The sequence below is a fragment of the Agrobacterium sp. 22-210-1 genome, from assembly GCF_053522525.1.
The window spans coordinates 461,803-480,380 of record NZ_JBNWCI010000003.1; the positions used below are offsets into that span (position 1 = coordinate 461,803).

Annotated in this window: 17 protein-coding genes; 14 read left to right on the forward strand and 3 right to left on the reverse strand. The window is 60.4% G+C overall.

Annotation, left to right across the window (positions count from 1 at the left end; translation table 11 throughout):
• The first annotated feature begins 54 nt into the window (after window positions 1–54).
• From ACQZ5F_RS20440 to ACQZ5F_RS20505, 14 genes are all read left to right on the forward strand, one after another.
• Complete coding sequence (locus ACQZ5F_RS20440; RefSeq protein WP_448730849.1) at window positions 55–762, forward strand: phosphoribosyltransferase; 708 nt, start codon at window positions 55–57, stop codon at window positions 760–762.
• Window positions 763–967: 205 nt separating this feature from the next.
• Window positions 968–2,023: a dipeptidase gene (locus tag ACQZ5F_RS20445; protein WP_448730850.1), complete on the forward strand. Its 1,056-nt coding sequence runs from the start codon at window positions 968–970 to the stop codon at window positions 2,021–2,023.
• Between the two features lie 50 nt (window positions 2,024–2,073).
• Window positions 2,074–3,714 (forward strand): ABC transporter substrate-binding protein, encoded by a 1,641-nt coding sequence (locus tag ACQZ5F_RS20450; protein ID WP_448730851.1) that lies wholly within the window; start codon window positions 2,074–2,076, stop codon window positions 3,712–3,714.
• 18 nt (window positions 3,715–3,732) lie between these two features.
• Window positions 3,733–4,800, forward strand: a complete 1,068-nt coding sequence (locus ACQZ5F_RS20455) for an ABC transporter permease (protein WP_003499026.1) — start codon at window positions 3,733–3,735, stop codon at window positions 4,798–4,800.
• Window positions 4,797–5,729, forward strand: coding sequence for an ABC transporter permease (locus ACQZ5F_RS20460; RefSeq protein WP_137087751.1), 933 nt, complete (start codon window positions 4,797–4,799; stop codon window positions 5,727–5,729). Before ACQZ5F_RS20455 ends, ACQZ5F_RS20460 begins: the two co-directional genes overlap by 4 nt.
• Window positions 5,726–6,562, forward strand: coding sequence for an ABC transporter ATP-binding protein (locus ACQZ5F_RS20465; RefSeq protein WP_046800908.1), 837 nt, complete (start codon window positions 5,726–5,728; stop codon window positions 6,560–6,562). Before ACQZ5F_RS20460 ends, ACQZ5F_RS20465 begins: the two co-directional genes overlap by 4 nt.
• Entirely contained in the window at window positions 6,559–7,308 is a 750-nt protein-coding gene (locus tag ACQZ5F_RS20470; protein WP_046800907.1) for an ABC transporter ATP-binding protein, read from the forward strand. Before ACQZ5F_RS20465 ends, ACQZ5F_RS20470 begins: the two co-directional genes overlap by 4 nt.
• Before the next feature lie 261 nt (window positions 7,309–7,569).
• Entirely contained in the window at window positions 7,570–8,472 is a 903-nt protein-coding gene (locus tag ACQZ5F_RS20475) for a LysR family transcriptional regulator (protein ID WP_448730852.1), read from the forward strand.
• Between the two features lie 182 nt (window positions 8,473–8,654).
• Window positions 8,655–10,190 carry an ABC transporter substrate-binding protein gene (locus ACQZ5F_RS20480; RefSeq protein ID WP_448730853.1) on the forward strand — a complete coding sequence of 512 codons (1,536 nt, stop codon included), beginning with the start codon at window positions 8,655–8,657 and terminating at the stop codon, window positions 10,188–10,190.
• 194 nt (window positions 10,191–10,384) lie between these two features.
• On the forward strand, window positions 10,385–11,335 hold the full coding sequence (locus ACQZ5F_RS20485) for an ABC transporter permease (RefSeq protein ID WP_225244640.1): 951 nt from the start codon (window positions 10,385–10,387) through the stop codon (window positions 11,333–11,335).
• On the forward strand, window positions 11,332–12,153 hold the full coding sequence (locus tag ACQZ5F_RS20490; protein WP_448730854.1) for an ABC transporter permease: 822 nt from the start codon (window positions 11,332–11,334) through the stop codon (window positions 12,151–12,153). Before ACQZ5F_RS20485 ends, ACQZ5F_RS20490 begins: the two co-directional genes overlap by 4 nt.
• A 53-nt stretch (window positions 12,154–12,206) precedes the next feature.
• Window positions 12,207–13,604: an amidase gene (locus ACQZ5F_RS20495; protein WP_448730855.1), complete on the forward strand. Its 1,398-nt coding sequence runs from the start codon at window positions 12,207–12,209 to the stop codon at window positions 13,602–13,604.
• A gap of 97 nt (window positions 13,605–13,701) precedes the next feature.
• Window positions 13,702–14,268: a DJ-1/PfpI family protein gene (locus ACQZ5F_RS20500; RefSeq protein ID WP_448730856.1), complete on the forward strand. Its 567-nt coding sequence runs from the start codon at window positions 13,702–13,704 to the stop codon at window positions 14,266–14,268.
• 70 nt (window positions 14,269–14,338) lie between these two features.
• Window positions 14,339–14,689 carry a ribbon-helix-helix domain-containing protein gene (locus tag ACQZ5F_RS20505; protein WP_003504781.1) on the forward strand — a complete coding sequence of 117 codons (351 nt, stop codon included), beginning with the start codon at window positions 14,339–14,341 and terminating at the stop codon, window positions 14,687–14,689.
• 39 nt (window positions 14,690–14,728) lie between these two features.
• Here the strand turns inward: ACQZ5F_RS20505 and ACQZ5F_RS20510 are convergent, their stop codons facing one another.
• The 3 genes from ACQZ5F_RS20510 to ACQZ5F_RS20520 form a co-directional block, all read right to left on the reverse strand.
• Entirely contained in the window at window positions 14,729–15,649 is a 921-nt protein-coding gene (locus ACQZ5F_RS20510) for an ABC transporter permease (RefSeq protein WP_046800899.1), read from the reverse strand.
• Window positions 15,642–16,652: an ABC transporter permease gene (locus ACQZ5F_RS20515; protein WP_052819285.1), complete on the reverse strand. Its 1,011-nt coding sequence runs from the start codon at window positions 16,650–16,652 to the stop codon at window positions 15,642–15,644. The genes ACQZ5F_RS20510 and ACQZ5F_RS20515 overlap by 8 nt, the downstream gene beginning before the upstream one ends.
• A gap of 141 nt (window positions 16,653–16,793) precedes the next feature.
• Complete coding sequence (locus ACQZ5F_RS20520; RefSeq protein WP_448730857.1) at window positions 16,794–18,503, reverse strand: peptide ABC transporter substrate-binding protein; 1,710 nt, start codon at window positions 18,501–18,503, stop codon at window positions 16,794–16,796.
• Window positions 18,504–18,578: the final 75 nt, after the last annotated feature.

Below are 18,578 nucleotides of genomic sequence, written 5' to 3' on the forward strand. Positions count from 1 at the left end.
TGGCTGAAAAAACCGCGTCCGCTTTGCGCCATCCCGGTCCTGAAAGGAAAACCGATGCCGTCATCCGCATCGCCCGATACACAGTCCCCGGCCGCTCCTCATGAGTTCTGGCAGGCGATAGCTGCTCCCCGCACATTTGAAACGGCCGGGCCACATTCCACCTTCTTTCCTGCAGTACTCGATGACGGAAGGCAGATTTGCCTGCCGATAAGGCCGCTCGCGGATGGTGAAAATGCGCTTGCCTCGCTCATCGTCAATCAGGCGTCTTTTGAGGTGCTTGAAGTGCTTGCGGCTGATCTTGCCCGCAAGCTTTCCACCTTCGAGCCGGATGTCGTCATCGGCCTGCCGACGCTTGGTCTGACGCTTGCAGCCGCCGTTGCCCGCCATCTTGGCCATTCCCGTTACGTGCCGCTTGGCACGTCGCGCAAATTCTGGTATCTGGAGGAGCTGTCGGTGCCCATGTCCTCCATCACCACCAAACAGGAAAAGCGGCTTTATATCGATCCGCGCATGTTGCCGCTCATCGAGGGCAGGCGGGTGGCTCTGGTGGATGATGTCATCTCCAGCGGCAGTTCCATCATTTCAGGTCTTTCACTTCTCGCGTCGTCCGGCATTCAGCCGGTTGTCATCGGTGCGGCCATGCTGCAATCGGATCGCTGGCGGCAGAAAATCGCCGCTTTCGGGCCGGAATGGCCGGAGCGGGTTAGAGGTGTTTTCACCACGCCGCTGTTGACGAAAGCGCATGACGGCTGGCTGGCTTGACGTTGCGCAAATTCCGGCAAAACGCAAGTGGTGATAATTTCATCATTGCCTAATTTGCGTCTTGCGAAGCTGCGAGAGATCGTCCTAAGATCACCTTCGACAGATTATAGCGCTCGGCGAAAAACGCGCCGATTTGCTTTCGTTCGGTGTCATTCCGGCGTCTGCCCGCCCCCTTTGGTTTTGCCGCTTACTGGAATTTCTTCCCATGCATGCAGTGTTCGACGGTCATAATGATGTGCTGCTTCGATTGTGGCGCAACAGCAAGGCCGGTGCCGATCCGGTTGCGGAATTCAAGAACGGCACGCGCGAAGGTCATATCGATGGTCCGCGTGCCAGGGCCGGCGGTCTTGGCGGCGGAATCTGCGCCGTCTATATCCCCTCCGGCGACCTCATTTTGCAGGAGCCAGACGAAAACGGTCACTATGACACGCCGCTCGCCGCGCCGCTGGAGCGCTTGCCTTCGCTCGATATTGCCATGGAGAAGGCGGCAATTGCACTGAGGCTCGATCGCGCTGGTGCCTGGCGGCTTTGCCGTTCCACGGCCGATATCCGCAAGGCCTTTGCCGAGGATGTTTTCGCCGCCGTGCTGCACATGGAAGGCTGCGAGGCGATCGGTGCCGATCTCGATGCGCTCGAGGTGTTTTATGCCGCCGGCCTGCGCTCGCTCGGTCCGGTCTGGAGCCGGCATAATGTTTTCGGCCATGGTGTTCCCTTTTCTTATCCCATGTCGCCCGATACTGCGCCCGGTCTCACCGATGCCGGTTTTTCGCTGGTGAAGGAATGCAACCGGCTCGGCATTCTCATCGATCTCGCGCATATCACCGAAAAAGGCTTCTGGGATGTGGCCAAGACCACCAACCAGCCGCTGATCGCAAGTCACTCCAACGCGCACGCGCTTACCCCCGTTGCCCGTAATCTCACGGACCGCCAGTTGGACGCCATCAAGGACAGTCACGGTCTGGTCGGTCTCAACTATGCCGTGACCATGCTCAGGCCGGATGCGCGCGACATTGCCGACACGCCGCTTTCCGACATGGTGCGCCATATCGACTATATGGTGGAGCGCATGGGTATCGACTGCGTGGCGCTCGGATCGGATTTCGACGGCGCGACAGTACCCGTTGGCATTGCGGATGCGAGCGGCAACCACAATCTGGTTGCGGCGCTGAAATCGGCAGGCTACGGTGACGGGGAGTTGGCCAAAATCTGCCGGGAAAACTGGCTGCGCGTTCTGTCCCAGGCCTGGCACGAACCGGCCTGAAGACGCCCTATAGCGAATGAAATCAATCTTATAACAAAAGGGGAGATCCTATGATCAAATCGCTCAACAAATCTATGCGTATTCTCAGCACCAGCGCCGCTCTGTCGCTGATGATGCTGTCGGCTCCGCACGCTTTCGCCGCCACGCCGGCCGATACCCTGGTCGAAGGTTTTGCCATCGACGACATCATCACGCTTGATCCGGGCGAAGCGTTCGAACTGTCCGCCGCCGAAGTTACCGGCAACACCTACAGCAAGCTGGTCTCCATTGATCTCAACGACACGTCCAAGGTTATCGGCGATCTGGCCGAGAGCTGGACGACCTCCGAGGATGGCCTCACCTACACCTTCAAGCTGAAGTCGGGCCTGAAATTTGCCTCCGGCAATCCGGTGACGGCTGATGACGTGGCCTTTTCCTTCGAGCGCGCCGTGAAGCTCGACAAGTCGCCGGCATTCCTGCTGACGCAGTTCGGCCTCAAGGGCGACAACGTCAACGAAAAAGCCAAGGCGACGGATGCGAATACCTTCGTGCTGACCGTCGACAAGCCCTATGCGCCGAGCTTCGTGCTGAACGTGCTGACGGCAACTGTCGCTTCGGTGGTCGACAAGAAGCTCATCACCGAAAAGGCGAAGGCGGTCACGCCCAGCGCCGATTACAAATATGACACCGATTTCGGCAATGAATTCCTGAAGACCGGTTATGCCGGTTCCGGCCCCTACAAGATCCTTGGCTGGAAGGCCAACGAGGCGGTCATCCTCGAAGCCAACCCGAATTATTACGGCGAGAAGCCGAAGCTGAAGCGCGTCGTCTACCGCCACATGAAGGAAAGCTCCGGCCAGCGTCTGGCGCTTGAAAACGGCGATATCGACGTTGCCCGCAACCTCGAGCCCGGCGATATGGAAGCCGTTTCCAAGAAGGAAGGCCTTGCCGTCACCTCTGCGCCGAAGGGAACGGTTTATTACTTCAGCCTCAACCAGAAGAACGAGAACCTGAAGAAGCCTGAGGTCATCGAGGCTTTCAAATATCTCGTCGATTATGACGCGATCGGCGCGACGATCATCAAGGGCATCGGCGAAGTCCACCAGACCTTCCTGCCGAAGGGCCAGCTCGGCGCGCTTGACGAGAACCCCTACAAGCTCGACGTCGCCAAGGCGAAGGAACTTCTCACCAAGGCGGGCCTGAAGGACGGTTTCACCGTATCCATGGATGTGCGCAACACGCAGCCAGTGACCGGCATTGCCGAAAGCGTGCAGCAGACGCTGGCGCAGGCCGGCATCAAGCTGGAAATCATTCCGGGCGATGGCAAGCAGACGCTGACAAAGTACCGCGCTCGCACCCATGATATCTATATCGGTCAGTGGGGCTCGGACTATTTCGATCCGAACTCGAATGCGGAAACCTTCACCATCAACTACGACAATTCCGATGAGGGCAAGAACAAGACACTCGCCTGGCGCAATGCCTGGGACGTTCCTGACCTGACCAAGGAAACCCAGTCGGCGCTGCTGGAAAAGGACACTGCCAAGCGTGCCGCCATCTATGAAAACCTGCAGAAGGAAGTTCTGGCGAAGGGTCCCTTCGTCATCATCTTCCAGCAGACGGAAGTGGCGGGTTATTCCGCCAAGCTCAAGGGTCTGAAGCTCGGACCGAGCTTCGACACCAACTACGTCTATACGATCTCCAAGGAATGATCCGGAAGGATCGGTCTCTTGAGCATCGTTGAAACGAACAGCCGGGCGAGGCAGGGCAAACGCCGTGCCAACGCCCGTGTGAAGGCCGTTCTCGGCTTCGCCGTCACCGTCATCACCACCTTTCTGGGGTTGATGGCGGTCACATTTTTCATTGGCCGCGTCGTGCCGATCGATCCCGCGCTGGCGATCGTCGGCGACCGTGCGCCTGCGCATGTGGTCGAGCGGGTGCGTGAGCAGCTCGGCCTCAACCTGCCGCTCTGGCAGCAGTTCTTCCTTTATCTGAAGCAGGCGCTTTCGGGAGACTTCGGCATCTCCGTCCTCACCACCAATCCTGTCATGGAGGACATCAAGCGGGTGTTTCCGGCGACGATTGAGCTGGCCACGATAGGCACCATCATCGGTGCCGTCTTCGGCATACCGCTAGGCGTCCTTGCCGCCGTCAAGCGCGGCAGCTTTGCCGATCAGGTCGTGCGCGTCATCGGCCTCATCGGTTATTCCGTGCCGATCTTCTGGCTCGGCCTTCTGGCGCTGCTGGTGTTTTACGCCCGGCTGCAATGGGTTGCTTATCCCGGCCGCATGGATATCGTCTATGAATTCACCTTCACGCCGGTCACGGGCTTTTTCCTGATCGACGCGATCTGGCAGCGGCAATGGGACGTCTTGTGGGATCTCTTCCGCCACATCATCCTGCCTGCCTCTCTGCTTGGTTATTTTTCGCTGGCCTATATCAGCCGCATGACGCGCTCCTTCATGCTGAACGAGCTCGCCCAGGAATATATCGTTGCGGCCCGCGCCAAGGGGCTTTCGGAAACCCGCATCATCTGGTTCCACGCGCTGCGCAACGCCGCCGTGCCGCTGGTCACGGTGATTGCGCTGTCCTATGCCGGCCTGCTGGAAGGTTCGGTGCTGACCGAAACCATCTTCGCCTGGCCGGGGCTCGGCCTCTACATCACCAATTCCCTGCAGAATGCGGATATGAATGCCGTTCTCGGCGGCACGATCGTGATCGGCGCCATCTTTGTCGGCATCAATCTCTTCTCCGATCTGCTTTACCGGACGCTCGATCCAAGGACGCGCAGCCGATGACGATTTCGACTGACACACTGAAACCTTACAGCCGCGAATGGCTGCTCTCCGACCGGCCGGCCTCGCGCAAACAGGCGCGCCTTGGCCGGGCCTATGTCATCTGGCGGCGCTTTTCGGAAAACCGGCTGGCGCTGCTCGGCCTCGGCATCATTGTTGCGCTGCTGTTCGTCGCGCTGTTTGCCAATGTGCTGGCGCCACACAATCCGGTGCAGGGCGACCTGCGCAATGCCCGGCTTCTGCCTCCGGGGACGGAAGGTTACGTGCTCGGCACGGATGATCAGGGGCGTGATATTCTCTCGCGTCTCATTCATGGCTCCCGGCTGACCCTCTTCGTCGTGCTGCTGGTGGCCATCATCGCGGCACCCATCGGGCTCATCGTCGGCACCGTCTCGGGTTATGCCGGCGGCTGGGTCGATGCCGTTCTGATGCGCATCACGGATATCTTCCTTGCCTTTCCGAAGCTGGTTCTGGCGCTGGCGCTGGTGGCCGCACTTGGGCCGGGCATTGAAAACGCCGTGCTCGCCATCGCGGTCACCTCATGGCCGCCCTATGCGCGCATCGCGCGCGCCGAGACCATGACCTTCCGCAACTCAGATTTCATCGCCGCGGTGAAGCTCATGGGGGCCTCGCCCTTCCGCATCGTCCTGAAACACGTCATGCCGCTTTGCATGTCGTCGCTCATCGTGCGTGTTACGCTCGACATGGCGGGCATCATCCTCACCGCCGCCGGTCTCGGTTTTCTCGGCCTTGGTGCGCAGCCGCCTCTGCCGGAATGGGGCGCGATGATCGCCTCCGGACGCCGTTTCATTCTCGATCAATGGTGGGTTGCCGCCATGCCGGGTATTGCGATCCTGATCGTCAGCCTCGGTTTCAACCTTCTGGGCGATGGCCTGCGCGATGCGCTGGACCCCAAGGAGGCGAACCAATGAGCGCACCGCTTCTGACTGTCGAGAACCTGCGCGTTTCCTTCCCCACCCGCACCGGGCTGGTGGAGGCGGTACGTGGTGTCTCCTTCACGCTGGGACGCGAACGCCTCGGCATTGTCGGTGAATCCGGCTCCGGCAAGTCGCAGACCGGCCGCGCCATCATGGGGCTGACCCCGAAAAGTGCGCGCATCGAGGCCGATGCCCTGCGCTTCGGGGATATCGATCTTCTCAACGCTTCGGCGAAGGAAAGGCGACTCATGCGCGGCAAGCGCATGGCCATGATCCTGCAGGACCCGAAATATTCGCTGAACCCTGTCATGACAATCGGCCGCCAGATCATGGAAACGCTGCGCACCCACGAGAATATCGGCGCAGGCGCGGCGCGGCAGCGAACGCTCACCATGCTGGAGTCAGTGCAAATCCGCGATCCCGAGCGCGTGTTCGATCTATATCCGCATGAGGTATCCGGTGGCATGGGCCAACGTGTCATGATTGCCATGATGCTGGTCTGCGGCCCGGAGCTTCTGATCGCCGACGAACCGACTTCGGCGCTCGACGTGACGGTCCAACTGGAAGTGCTCGACATTCTCGACAAGCTGGTACGGGATCGCGGCATGGGGCTGATCTTCGTCAGCCACGATCTGCGCCTCGTCTCTTCCTTCTGCGACCGCGTCCTTGTCATGTATGCCGGCAAGGTGGTGGAAGAGCTTGCTTCCGCCAATCTGAAGGAGGCGAAGCACCCCTATACGCAGGGCCTGCTGAACTGCCTGCCGGAAATCGGCGGCCACCGGCATCCGCTGCCGGTTCTGGAACGCAAGCCGGAGTGGCGCGCATGAGTTCAGTTCTTTCTGTCCGCGACATGGTGGTGGATTTCGACGGTTACATCGCGCTCGACAGCGTCAGCATCGATGTGGCCGAGGGTGAATCATTCGGCATCGTCGGCGAGTCCGGTTCCGGCAAGTCGACACTGCTGCGCGCCATTGCCGGCCTCAACCATTTCGATGAAGGCTCCTTGATGGTGGCCGGGCGCTCCTATGCCGGCAAGCACCGCGACAAGAGCTTTTATAGCGATGTGCAGATGGTGTTTCAGGATCCCTATGGCTCGCTTCACCCGCGCCAGACGGTGGATGCGCTGCTGCTCGAACCGCTGGTCATCCACGGTCTGGATAATCGCGAGCAGCGCATTGCCCGGGCATTGGACGAGGTGGGCCTCGGCACCGGCTTCCGTTTCCGTTATTCGCACCAGCTTTCCGGCGGCCAGCGGCAACGTATCGCCATTGCGCGTGCGCTGATTGTCGAGCCGAAAATCCTGCTGCTGGATGAGCCGACCTCGGCGCTCGACGCTTCCATTCAGGCGGAAATTCTCAACCTGCTCGAACAGGCCCGCAAGGACCGTAACCTCACCTTCGTCATGGTTAGCCACGATCTCGGCGTCATCAGCCATATGTGTGATAGGCTGGCGGTGATGAAAAGCGGCAAGGTGGTGGAAATGCTGGAGGCGGAGGCGCTGGAAAGCCGCGAATTCAGTGCGGATTATACGAGGCAGCTGCTGGTGGCGAGCGAGGGTTTTAAGCGCGCGTGATGGCGCTTTTTGATGGGCAAGAGGTTTCTTCTCCCCGAGGGGGAGAAGATGCCCCGAAGGGGCAGATGAGGGGGCAAGCTCTCCGTATATCTCTGCTGTCGCCCCTCATCCTGCTGCCGCGGACTTCTCCCCGGCGGGGAGAAGAAACAAGCGGTGTGCTTTGCTTTCACGAGCGATCTTCCTGGGTGAGGTATTTTCTCGCGACGCTGCGATGATATGGTGAGCCCTCACACCTGCCCACCCGAACAAGGTATCCACCACATGCAACTGCGCGCATTGATGTATTTCGACGAGCTGGTCCGCACCAATTCCATGCGCGCAGCTGCGGAAAACCTGAATGTCGCGCCGACAGCGGTGAGCCGCCAGATCGAGAATCTCGAATATTATTTCGGCTCACCGCTGGTGGAGCGTTCCAGCCGCGGTGTGAAACTGACCGCTGCGGGAGAGCTGCTCGCCGCCCGCGCCGGCAAGACGCTGCGCGAGCTGGACCATGTGCATCAACTGATCGATGACCTGAAGGGGCTGCAACGCGGCCGGGTCACGGTCTATGCCAATGGCGCAACCGTGGCCAATCTTCTTGCGCCGGTGCTGGCGCAGTTCAGCCTCAAATATCCGAAACTGCGTTTCGAGGTACATATCACCAGCGCCCGCCAAGCTATGGAGGCGCTGGGCGCGGCGGAGGCCGATCTGGTGGTCAGCCTGTTCGCGCCAAAGGTTTCCGGCGTGAAAGTGCGCTCGCGCACCCGTATCAGCTATGATGTCATCTTTCCGGCCGGCCATGCGCTCGCGGCCCAGCCGGAAGTCTCGTTGAAGGAGCTGGCCAGCCTGCCGCTCGCCCTGCCGGACAAGAGTTTTGCCGCGCGTCTGGCCTTCGACACGCTGTTTGCCGATGCGGGCATCGAACTCGATCCCGTCTTCATCACCAGCTCGCTGGAAATGCTGAAGGAGCTGGTGCTGGGCCACGCCGCCGCCACGCTGCTGCCGGCGCTTTCGGTCGCGCGTGAAATCCGCAGTGGCCAGATGGTCGCCATACCCCTTGCCGGCAAGAAGGGCATCCACACCCAGATCGATCTCTGTGTTGCTCCTGACCGGCAATTGTCCTTCGCCGCTTCCAAGCTTGCTGATTTCATCGAGCGCTTCATGCGCGAGGCGACGGCGGGGTAAGCGGGCAGTCCCATGTCTCTGTCCGAGAGGTTGATTTCCATCCGCATTTCCGTGTAGCCATTTCAGCTACACGGAGCACACAAAAATCGAGATTGTGTGTGCGCCTGCAACATGACACTCTTTTTGCAACGGGTGGTCTTTGGAAGGGCAAAAATGCCCCGGCCGCCAGACAGGGGACAATGATGCCACGCACTTATCTTTCGCAGGCGGCAACGCTTTCGCGCCGTACCGCGCTGAGCCTTGCATTGGGCACGGCTCTCTCTCTGCCGCTTTCGGCAACGGTTGCCGAAGCCGCGCCGAAAACCGCGCTGACGCTTGGCATGGCCGTCGAGCCGGCCGGTCTCGATCCGACCATTGCCGCGCCCGTCGCCATCGGTCAGGTCACCTGGCAGAATGTCTTCGAAGGTCTGGTGAAGATCGACAGCGAAGGCAAGGTGAAGCCGCAGCTTGCCGAAAGCTGGGAAATTTCCCCTGATGGCAAGACCTATACGTTCAAGCTGCGCAAGGGCGTGACCTTCCATGATGGTGAGGCCTTCGATTCCGCTGTCGCGAAATTTTCGCTGGATCGGGCGCGGGGTGAAAGCTCGGTCAATCCGCAGAAACGCTTCTTCGCCGCCATTGACAGTATCGAGACGCCGGATGCCACAACGCTGGTGCTGAAGCTGAAGCAGCCGGCCGGCAGCCTTCTCTACTGGCTCGGCTGGCCTGCCTCCGTGATGGTGGCGCCGAAAAGCGCGGAGAATAACCGCACCACACCTGTCGGCACCGGCCCGTTCAAATTTGCGAGCTGGGCCAAGGGTGACAAGGTGGAGTTGCAGAAGAACGGCGCCTATTGGGACAAGGCGGTCGCGGTGAAGCTGGAGAAGGCAACCTTCCGTTTTGTGTCCGACCCGCAGGCGCAGGCCGCCGCGCTGAAATCCGGCGATATCGATGCCTTCCCGGAATTCGGCGCACCGGAACTGATGACCTCCTTCGATGGCGATGCGCGCCTCGGCACATTCGTCGGCAATACCGAGTTGAAGGTCGTGGCCGGCATGAACAATGCCCGCAAGCCCTTTGACGACAAGCGCGTGCGCCAGGCGCTGATGATGGCGGTGGATCGCGGCACTGTCATTGAAGGCGCCTGGTCCGGCTTCGGCACGGCCATTGGCAGCCATTACACCCCGAATGACCGCGGCTATATCGACACCACCGGCGTGCATCCTTTCGATATCGACAAGTCGAAGGCGCTGCTTGCCGAGGCAGGCTATCCGGATGGGTTCAGCTTCACCATCAAGGCGCCGCAGATGGCTTATTCCCAGCGCACCTCGCAGATACTGCAGGCCATGTTTGCCGAAATAGGCGTGACGATGACCATCGAAACCACCGAATTCCCGGCAAAATGGGTGGCGGATGTCTTGAAAGGTGCGGATTACGACATGACCATCATTGCCCATGCCGAGCCGATGGATATCGATATCTATGCGCGTGACCCCTATTACTTCAATTACAAGAACCCGGCCTTCAACGAGGTCGTGGCGAATGTCGAAAAGACGGCGGATGCTGGGGAGCAGGAAAAGCTCTACGGCGAAGCCCAGAAAATTCTCGCCGACGACGTGCCGGCACTGTTCCTTTTCGTGATGCCGAAGCTTGGCGTGTGGGACAGGAAGGTGAAGGGGCTTTGGGAAAACGAGCCAATTCCGTCGAATGTGCTGACGGACGTGCATTGGGAAGAGTGACGTTTGTCGATAGCCGTTTCTTCCGTCATGCCGGACTTGATCCGGCATCCAGCCAGCCCAAGTCCTTGGGCTGAAAGGGTTCTCTCCGCCGCGCAGACGCGCGTCGGCTGGATTCCGGCTCAGGGCCGGAATGACGGGAGAGAGATAACTGGACCTTCGACCGCAGGTGAAACAAAGCAAGGAGAAGATGCCAGATGTTAGCCGTCCTCATCCGGCGTCTTTTAAGCCTCGTCATCACCCTGTTTGCCGTTTCCCTCATCATCTATCTCGTCATGGGGCTCTTGCCGGGTGACCCTGCGGCCATCATGCTCGGCACTTCGGCGAGCCCCGATACGCTGGCCGCCCTGCAGAAGCAGATGGGCCTCGATCAGCCGCTGCCGCTGCGTTATCTCCACTGGCTTGCGGGCGTCTTCCGGGGCGATCTCGGGCAATCCTATACCTATGGCGTGCCGGTGGCTGGGCTGATTCTCGAGCGGCTTGCCGTCACCCTGCCGCTTGCGCTGCTGGCGGTGTGCCTTTCGGTCGCTATTGCCATTCCGCTTGGTGTGGCGGCTGCGAGAAGCCGCAACGGGCCGGTCGATTTCGCAGCCGGGCTGTTTTCGCATGTGGGTATCGCCGTGCCCGGTTTCTGGGTCGGGCTGCTGCTCATCATCGTCTTTTCCACCACGCTCGGCTGGATGCCGGCTGGCGGCTTTCCCGGCTGGACGCCTAGCTTTCTGGCAGGTTTCACCGCTCTGGTCCTTCCGGCAATCGCCCTCGCGTTGTCGCAGGCCGGTGTCCTTACCCGCGTCTGCCGCTCGGCGGTACTGGAAGTGATGAATGAGGATTTTGTGCGCACCGCGCGCGCCAAGGGCCTGAGCGAACGGGTGGCGCTGTGGCGGCATGCGGTGCCGAATGCGATGATCCCCGTCGTCACCATGATCGGCCTGCAATTCACCTTCCTCATTGCCGGTGCGGTGCTGGTGGAAAATGTCTTTAACCTGCCGGGTCTCGGACGGCTTGCCTATCAGGCGCTGACCCAGCGGGATATCGTCGTCATGCAGTCCGTCGTGCTGTTCTTCTCGGCGCTCGTCATCACCATGAATTTCGTGGTCGATATCGCCTATCTCTTTATCGATCCGAGACTGCGGGCAGGTGCGCGATGATGCGATTGCTCCGCCGCCGCCCCGCTTTCATCGTCGGCATCGCCGTTACGGTCTTTCTGGTCGCCGTTGCCCTGCTGTCGCTGGTCTGGACGCCGGTGTCCCCCACAAAGATGCAGATCGTCCAGAAGCTGAAATCTCCCTTTGTCTATGGCGGTCTTGGCACGGACCATTTCGGCCGCGACGTGTTGTCGATGCTGATGGCCGGTGCGTGGAACTCGCTGTCCACCTCCATCGCCGCCGTCACCATCGGCGCCTTTATCGGCACGACCATCGGCGTTGCCGTCGCGGCGCTGCGCGGTTTCACCGAAACCGTGGTGATGCGTATCTGCGATATCATCTTTGCCGTTCCGCCGATCCTGTCGGCCATGATGCTTGGCGCCTTCATCGGCACGGGCCGTTTTACCGCCATCATCGCCATCGCCGCCTTCATGGTGCCGGTCTTTGCCCGGCTGACGCTGGGGGCGGCGTTGCAGATATGGTCGCGGGAATATGTCACCGCCGCCACCAGCATCGGCCAGAACCGCGCCAGGATAACGCTCTTTCATGTCGTGCCGAATATTTCCAACCAGATCATCGTGCAGGTGACGATCCAGCTGGGTCTTGCGATATTGACGGAAGCGGGCCTTTCCTTCCTCGGTCTCGGCATGCCGCCACCCGCCGCCACCTGGGGGCGGATGCTGGCCGATGCCCAGACCTATCTTGGCACCGCGCCCTGGCTCGCCATCATGCCCGGCCTTGCGATTGCCCTTGCCGTCTTCGGCCTCAATCTCCTCGGCGACGGCCTGCGCGACCTGCTGGACCCGCGCGATACCAGCTGACCGTTTCAAGCCGATATCTCCCTTATTTCCTGTTTTTCTGACGAGACGATGCCATGACCGATCTCATAGACCTCAACACGCTCGAAATCCTGGCGCTTTACCGGGACAGGAAGCTTTCGCCATCGGAATATTGGCAGGCGGTGGAGGCGCGTATCGATGCTTTCGAGCCTGTCGTGAACGCGCTTTACGCTTACGATCCGGAGGATGCACGCAGGCAGGCGCTGGCCTCGACGGAACGTTGGCAAAAGTGCGAAACGCTCGGGGCTCTCGATGGCATTCCGGTCTCGTTGAAGGAATTGATCGCTACGAAAGGCCATCCGGTACCGCTCGGCACCAAAGCGGTGGAACTGGTGCCCGCGGTTGAAGACGCACCGGTTGCCGCCCGCTGCCGTGAGGATGGCGTGATTATTTACGCCAAGACGACCTGCCCGGATTACGGCATGCTTTCCTCCGGCCTTTCCAGTTTCCACAAGCTCAGCCGCAATCCGTGGGACCCCACCCAGAACCCCGGCGGCTCCAGCGCCGGTGCGGCCTCGGCAGGGGCTGCGGGTTATGGTACGCTGCATATCGGCACGGATATTGGCGGCTCGGTGCGGTTGCCGGCGGGCTGGACCGGCCTGTTCGGTTTCAAGCCAAGCCAGGGCCGTATCCCGGTCGATCCTTATTATACCGGCCGCTGCGCCGGGCCGATGACCCGCACCGTCCTCGACGCCGCCTATGCGATGGCGACGCTTTCGCGTCCCGACTGGCGCGATGGCACGGCGCTGCCGCCCAATGATATCAACTGGATGAACCTCGATATTAATGTGAAGGGCCTGAAAATCGGCCTGATGCTGGATGCAGGCTGCGGCCTGCCACTGGAAGATGAGGTGCGCGACGCCGTGCTCTCCGCTGCGAAACTGTTCGAGGCGGCTGGCGCCATCGTCATCCCGGTCGAGCCGGTGCTGACGCGGGAAATGCTGGATGGGCTGGACGATTTCTGGCGGGCGAAGTTCTGGGGTGACATGGCGGCGCTGAGCGCGGACCGCCGTGCCGCAATCCTTCCCTATATTCATGAATGGGCGCAGAAGGGGGCGGATATTTCCGGCGCGCGCGCCGTGTTCGGTTTCAACCAGACCATGGAAATGCGTAAGACCTGCGGGCGGTTGATGCAGTCCGTTGATGCGGTGATTTCACCCGTCAATCCCATCGTCTCCTATCCGGCCGACTGGGCCTCGCCCACAAACGACCCCGAACGGCCTTTCGAACACATCGCCTTCACGGTGCCGTGGAATATGTCGGAGCAGCCGGCATCCTCGATCAATTGCGGTTTCTCCAAATCAGGGATGCCCATCGGCTTGCAGATCGTCGGTCCGCGCTACGAAGACCTGTTTGTTCTCAAACTGTCCAAAGCCTTCGAGGATTGGGGCGGCGGTGTGCGGCGCTGGCCGGAGCCGCCGAGGAGCCGGTGATGCCGTCTTTCTCGGCCTTGTAGTATTGCCATAATACCCGCATCTCCACCCGGCCTGTTAGGGTGCCAAAAGGCATTCAAGAACGGGAGGAGCACGCATGCCGAAGAAGATATTGATGATCACCGGCGATTTCGCCGAGGACTATGAGACCATGGTGCCGTTCCAGACCTTGGCTGCGGTCGGCCACACGGTGCACGCCGTCTGCCCCGGCAAGAAGACGGGCCAGACCATTGCCACGGCCATCCATGATTTCGAGGGCGACCAGACCTATTCGGAAAAACGCGGCCATAATTTCGCGCTCAACGCCACCTTCGCCGATATCAGGGTTGCGGATTACGATGCGCTGGTCATTCCGGGCGGCCGCGCGCCGGAATATCTGCGGCTGAATGCGGATGTGCTCTCGGCGGTGAAACATTTCTTCGAGGCCGACAAGCCGGTGGCCGCCGTTTGCCATGGCGCGCAATTGCTCGCGGCTGCGGGCGTCCTGAAGGGCCGCACCTGCTCGGCCTATCCCGCCTGCCGCCCGGAGGTGGAACTGGCGGGCGGCACCTATGCCGATATCGCCATCGATGCGGCCGTTACCGACGGCAAGCTGGTGACGGCGCCCGCATGGCCGGCTCATCCGGCATGGCTTTCGCAATTCATGGCGGTGCTCGGCAAATAAGCTGTGGCGAACGGGGCTTTTGCAGGCCCCGTTTTCCGCCTATCTTTCAGGCGTGGCGAGGGAGGAGACCATGTGCAAGCTTTTCATCAAGGCAGACCCTGCGCTCTGGGAAAGCCATACAAGGTCGCTCAGGATCGATGGCATGGTCACGAGTGTGCGGCTTGAAAATTTCTTCTGGACAACGCTGGATGAGATCGCGCGCCGCGATGGCATGAACAGCGTGCAGCTCATCGCCAAGCTTTATAATGAATCGATCGATGCCGGGCACGATCTCGGCAATTTCACCTCGTTCCTGCGGGTCTGCTGCGGCCGTTATCTCGCGCTTCAGCTTTCCGGTGATATTCCGGCGCGCAGCGATATTCCGATTGCCGCGCTGGATGCGGACAGCATTCTCGATGCGGAAAAGGTGAATTATCATTGATGACGGTAAGCGCGGCCCGGGAATGCGCCGCGCGTCTTCTTAGCTCTTCAGCGCCCTTGGATCGAGCGCATCGCGCACGGCGTCACCGATGTAATTCACACTCAGAACGGTCAGTGAAATCGCCAGCCCCGGCCACAGCACGCGCGAGGGTGTCAGTTGCAGGAAGTTGGCGCCGTCGAACAGCAGCCGCCCCCAGGTCGGGAAATCGGAGGGGAAGCCGAGGCCGAGGAAGGAGAGTGCGGATTCCGTGATGATGGCCGAGGCGATGCCGAGCGTGGCCGAGACCATGATCGAACTCAGCACATTCGGCAGGATATGCCTGAGGATGATGCGGTATTCGCGCATGCCGCTCGATTTCGCCGCCATGATGAATTCCTGGCTTTTGATCGTCAGCACATCGCCGCGCACGATACGGGCGGTATGCATCCAGCTGGTTATGCCGATCACGAAGACGATGAGGATGAAGATGCCGGTTTCCGGCCCGAAGGCCGCACGCAGCGTATCGCGGAACAGCATCAGGATGACGAGCAGCAGCGGCAAAAGCGGCAGGGCCAGGAACAGGTCGGTCAGCCGCATCAGCGGACCGTCCAGATTTCGGAAATAGCCTGACAGCACTCCCACCAGCGTACCGAGAAACAGCGCCAGCAGCATGGCGGTGATGCCGACGGCAAGCGAGATGCGCCCGCCGGCCAGAACCTGCGCCAGCATGTCCTTGCCGAGATTATCGGTGCCGAAGGGATGCGCCCATGATGGCCACTGGTTGCGTTCCCTCACATTGATGGCGTTGGGTGCGACGGTGTGGATATAGGGCCCGACATAGACCGCCAGCAGGATGAAGATGAAGACGAAGAGGCCCGCCACACCGCCCTTGTGAACGCGGAACTGCTTCCAGATATCGGCAAGGGCGGATTGCGTGGGGGTGGCCGCAACCGTTGGCGCTGCGATGGTGGCGTCAGTCATAGCGGATCCTCGGGTCGAGAATGCCGTACAGCACGTCGGCAATCAGGTTGAAGAGCACGATAAGCACCGCGAAAATGAAGGTCAGAGTCTGCACCAGCGGAATATCCGCGCCCTGAACGGCTGTTATCAGCAATTGGCCAAGCCCGTTTACGCGGAAAATCTGCTCGGTGATGATGGCGCCTGAAAAGATCGTCGGCACGCCGAGCGCAATCACGGTCACGACCGGAATAAGGCTGTTGCGCAGCACGTGGACGAGCAGAACGGATTTTTCCTTCACGCCCTTGGCACGGGCGGTGCGCACATAATCCTGATGCAGATTGTCGAGCATGGAGGCGCGCACGAAGCGGCTGATCTGCGAGACGTTGTAGAGCGTCAGCACCAGAACCGGCAGGAACATCTGTTTGATCTGCGCGACGAAACTTCCCCAGTCGGTCACCTGCAGATTGGTGTCATAGACGGAAGGGAACCATTGCAGGTAGGAGCTGAAGATGACGACCAGCAGCACGCCGGTGAAGAAGGTCGGCACCGAATAGCCGACCATCGAAACGAAGGTGCCGATCTGGTCGAAGATCGAATATTGCTTATAGGCGGAGATGACGCCGATCGGGATCGCCAGCAGCGCCCCGAACAGATAGGCAAGGCCCACCACCCACAGCGTCTGCGGCATGCGCTGGATGACGAGATCGACCACCGGGCTGCGTGTCGCCCAGGACAGCACACGCATGCGGTTGCCATCACCGATCTGCCAGCCGGTCAGTTTTTCGAAAAGGTTCAACGGTTCGTTGATGAAGAACTGCTGCAACCAGAGCAGGTAGCGGATGAGAAACGGCTGGTCGAGGCCGAGGGAGGCGCGGATCTGCTCACGCACTTCGGGCGGAATGGTCAGCGGCAGGTCGCCAGTGGGGTCGTTGGGCGCGAGATCGAGCAGGGCGAAAATGACGAAGCTGATGACGAGCAACGTCGGTACGGCAAAGGCAAGCCGCCGGAGCGTAAAGGCAAACATCTGAAACTCTCCAGACTCAGAGCGCGGCAGGACGAAAATTGAGAGCATCTTCGCCGTGACGCTGCAAATGTGTCTTCAGATCATGGTCCAGGGGCATGCAAAAGGCCGGCCCCCTTGTCGGGGAGCCGGCGCATCTGCGTGTTACTTCTTGCGGGACCAGTCCGCGACGTTCCAGAGTTCCGAATCCCAGGCGTTCATGCGAACGCCTTCCAGCGTCAACGAATGCGAGGACACGTTGCCGCGATGAATGAGCGGAATATGCGCACCTTCCTCCGTCAGCATGTCGTTCAGCTGCTTGGCGATTTCCCCGCGCTTGGCAAAGTCCGTCGTTTTGGAAAGCACGTTCACCAGCTTGTCGAATTCCGGGTTGCAATAACGCGGAACATTCTGTCCCTGCCAGCCATTGGCGGGGGTGGGGATCTTGTCGCACAGCCATTCCGCCAGATATTTTTCCGGGTCCGTGCCGTCGAAGTTGTTGGTATACATTTCGACGTCGGCATAAAATTTCTGGAAGGTATCGGGGCTTGCCGGGTCGCCGCCGAAGAACACCGAGGCGCTGACATTGCGCAGCTCGGAAGCAACGCCGATCTGCGACCACATGTCCTTCACCAGTTCCTGCGCCGCCTGGCGAACAGAGTTGGTTGAGGTCTGGTAGAGGAAGGACAGCTTCACGCCGTTCTTGGCGCGGATGCCGTCGGATCCCTTCACCCAGCCGGCATCATCCAACAGCTTGTTTGCACCTTCGACATCCTGTTTCAGGCACCAGCTGTCATTCTTGGTGGAAGCGACTGCTTCCGGGGCCGGCACGATGTTGCAGGTCGGCTTGCCCGCTTCGCCATAGCCCGTCTCATCGATGATGTCGCGGTCGATCGCAAGCGACAGCGCCCGGCGCACGGCCGGATCGGAAATGGCCGGATGCGGGCCGCCCTCCTTGGTGGAGCGCTTGTCACCCAAGGCGGGATCGGCATTGTACCAGTTGAGATTGATACGCTCGACCTGGGTGCCGAAGGCGGTTTCCAGCTTGCCCTTGCCGGCGGCCACCATAGTGGCCAGAATTTCCGGCTCCACCTGCATGTTCCAGGCGTAATCGAATTCGCCCGTTTCAAGAACGGCACGCGCAGCGGAAGCCGCATCGCCGCCGCCCTTCAGGGTTACCGTTGCGAAAGCGGGCTTGGCCGGATCGCGATAATTGGTATTGGCGACGAAGCTGATGACGTCGTTCGGCTTGAAATCCTTGACCACGAAGGGGCCGGTGCCGATGGGGCCGAAATTGGCGGATGTGCAGCCAGGGGCGGCGGCCCCGACGCATTTCTCAAACTGCTTCTTCTGGATGACGGGGGATTGTGCGCCGACGAAGGCGGAATAGGGGTAGGGTTTCTGTTCGGTGAAGCTGACCTTGACGGTATGGGCGTCGACGGCCTCGACATTCTTCACGCCCTCATATTGAGCCGCCTGCGCGCAGCCGCCATCCGGCGCGGTGCAATATTTCCAGGTGAAGATGACGTCATCGGCGGTCAGCGGCGTGCCGTCCGACCATTTGACGTCGCTCTTCAGCTTCCAGGTCATGCTGAGCAGATCCTTCGCGACGCCGCCATTGTCGACCGTCGGGATTTCGCTCACCAGCATCGGCACCAGCTCGCCCTTTTCATCGTAGCGCGCCAGCGGTTCGATCACCATGGACGAGCTGTAGACTTCCTTGGTGCCTGCGGAAAGATAGGGATTGAGGGTCGATACGGCCTGCCAGAACAGGATTTTCAGTTCGCCGTCACTGCCGCGCTCGGCATGGGCGGCAGAGCCTGCCAAGGCCATGGCCGCCACCGTGCTGGCAAAGAGAACGCTGCGCTTCTTCATTGTGGTTTTCCCCTTTTTAGATTTTATCTATTTGAATGTTTGACGCTTTTCCCGTCGTCATGTGCAAGGTCTATT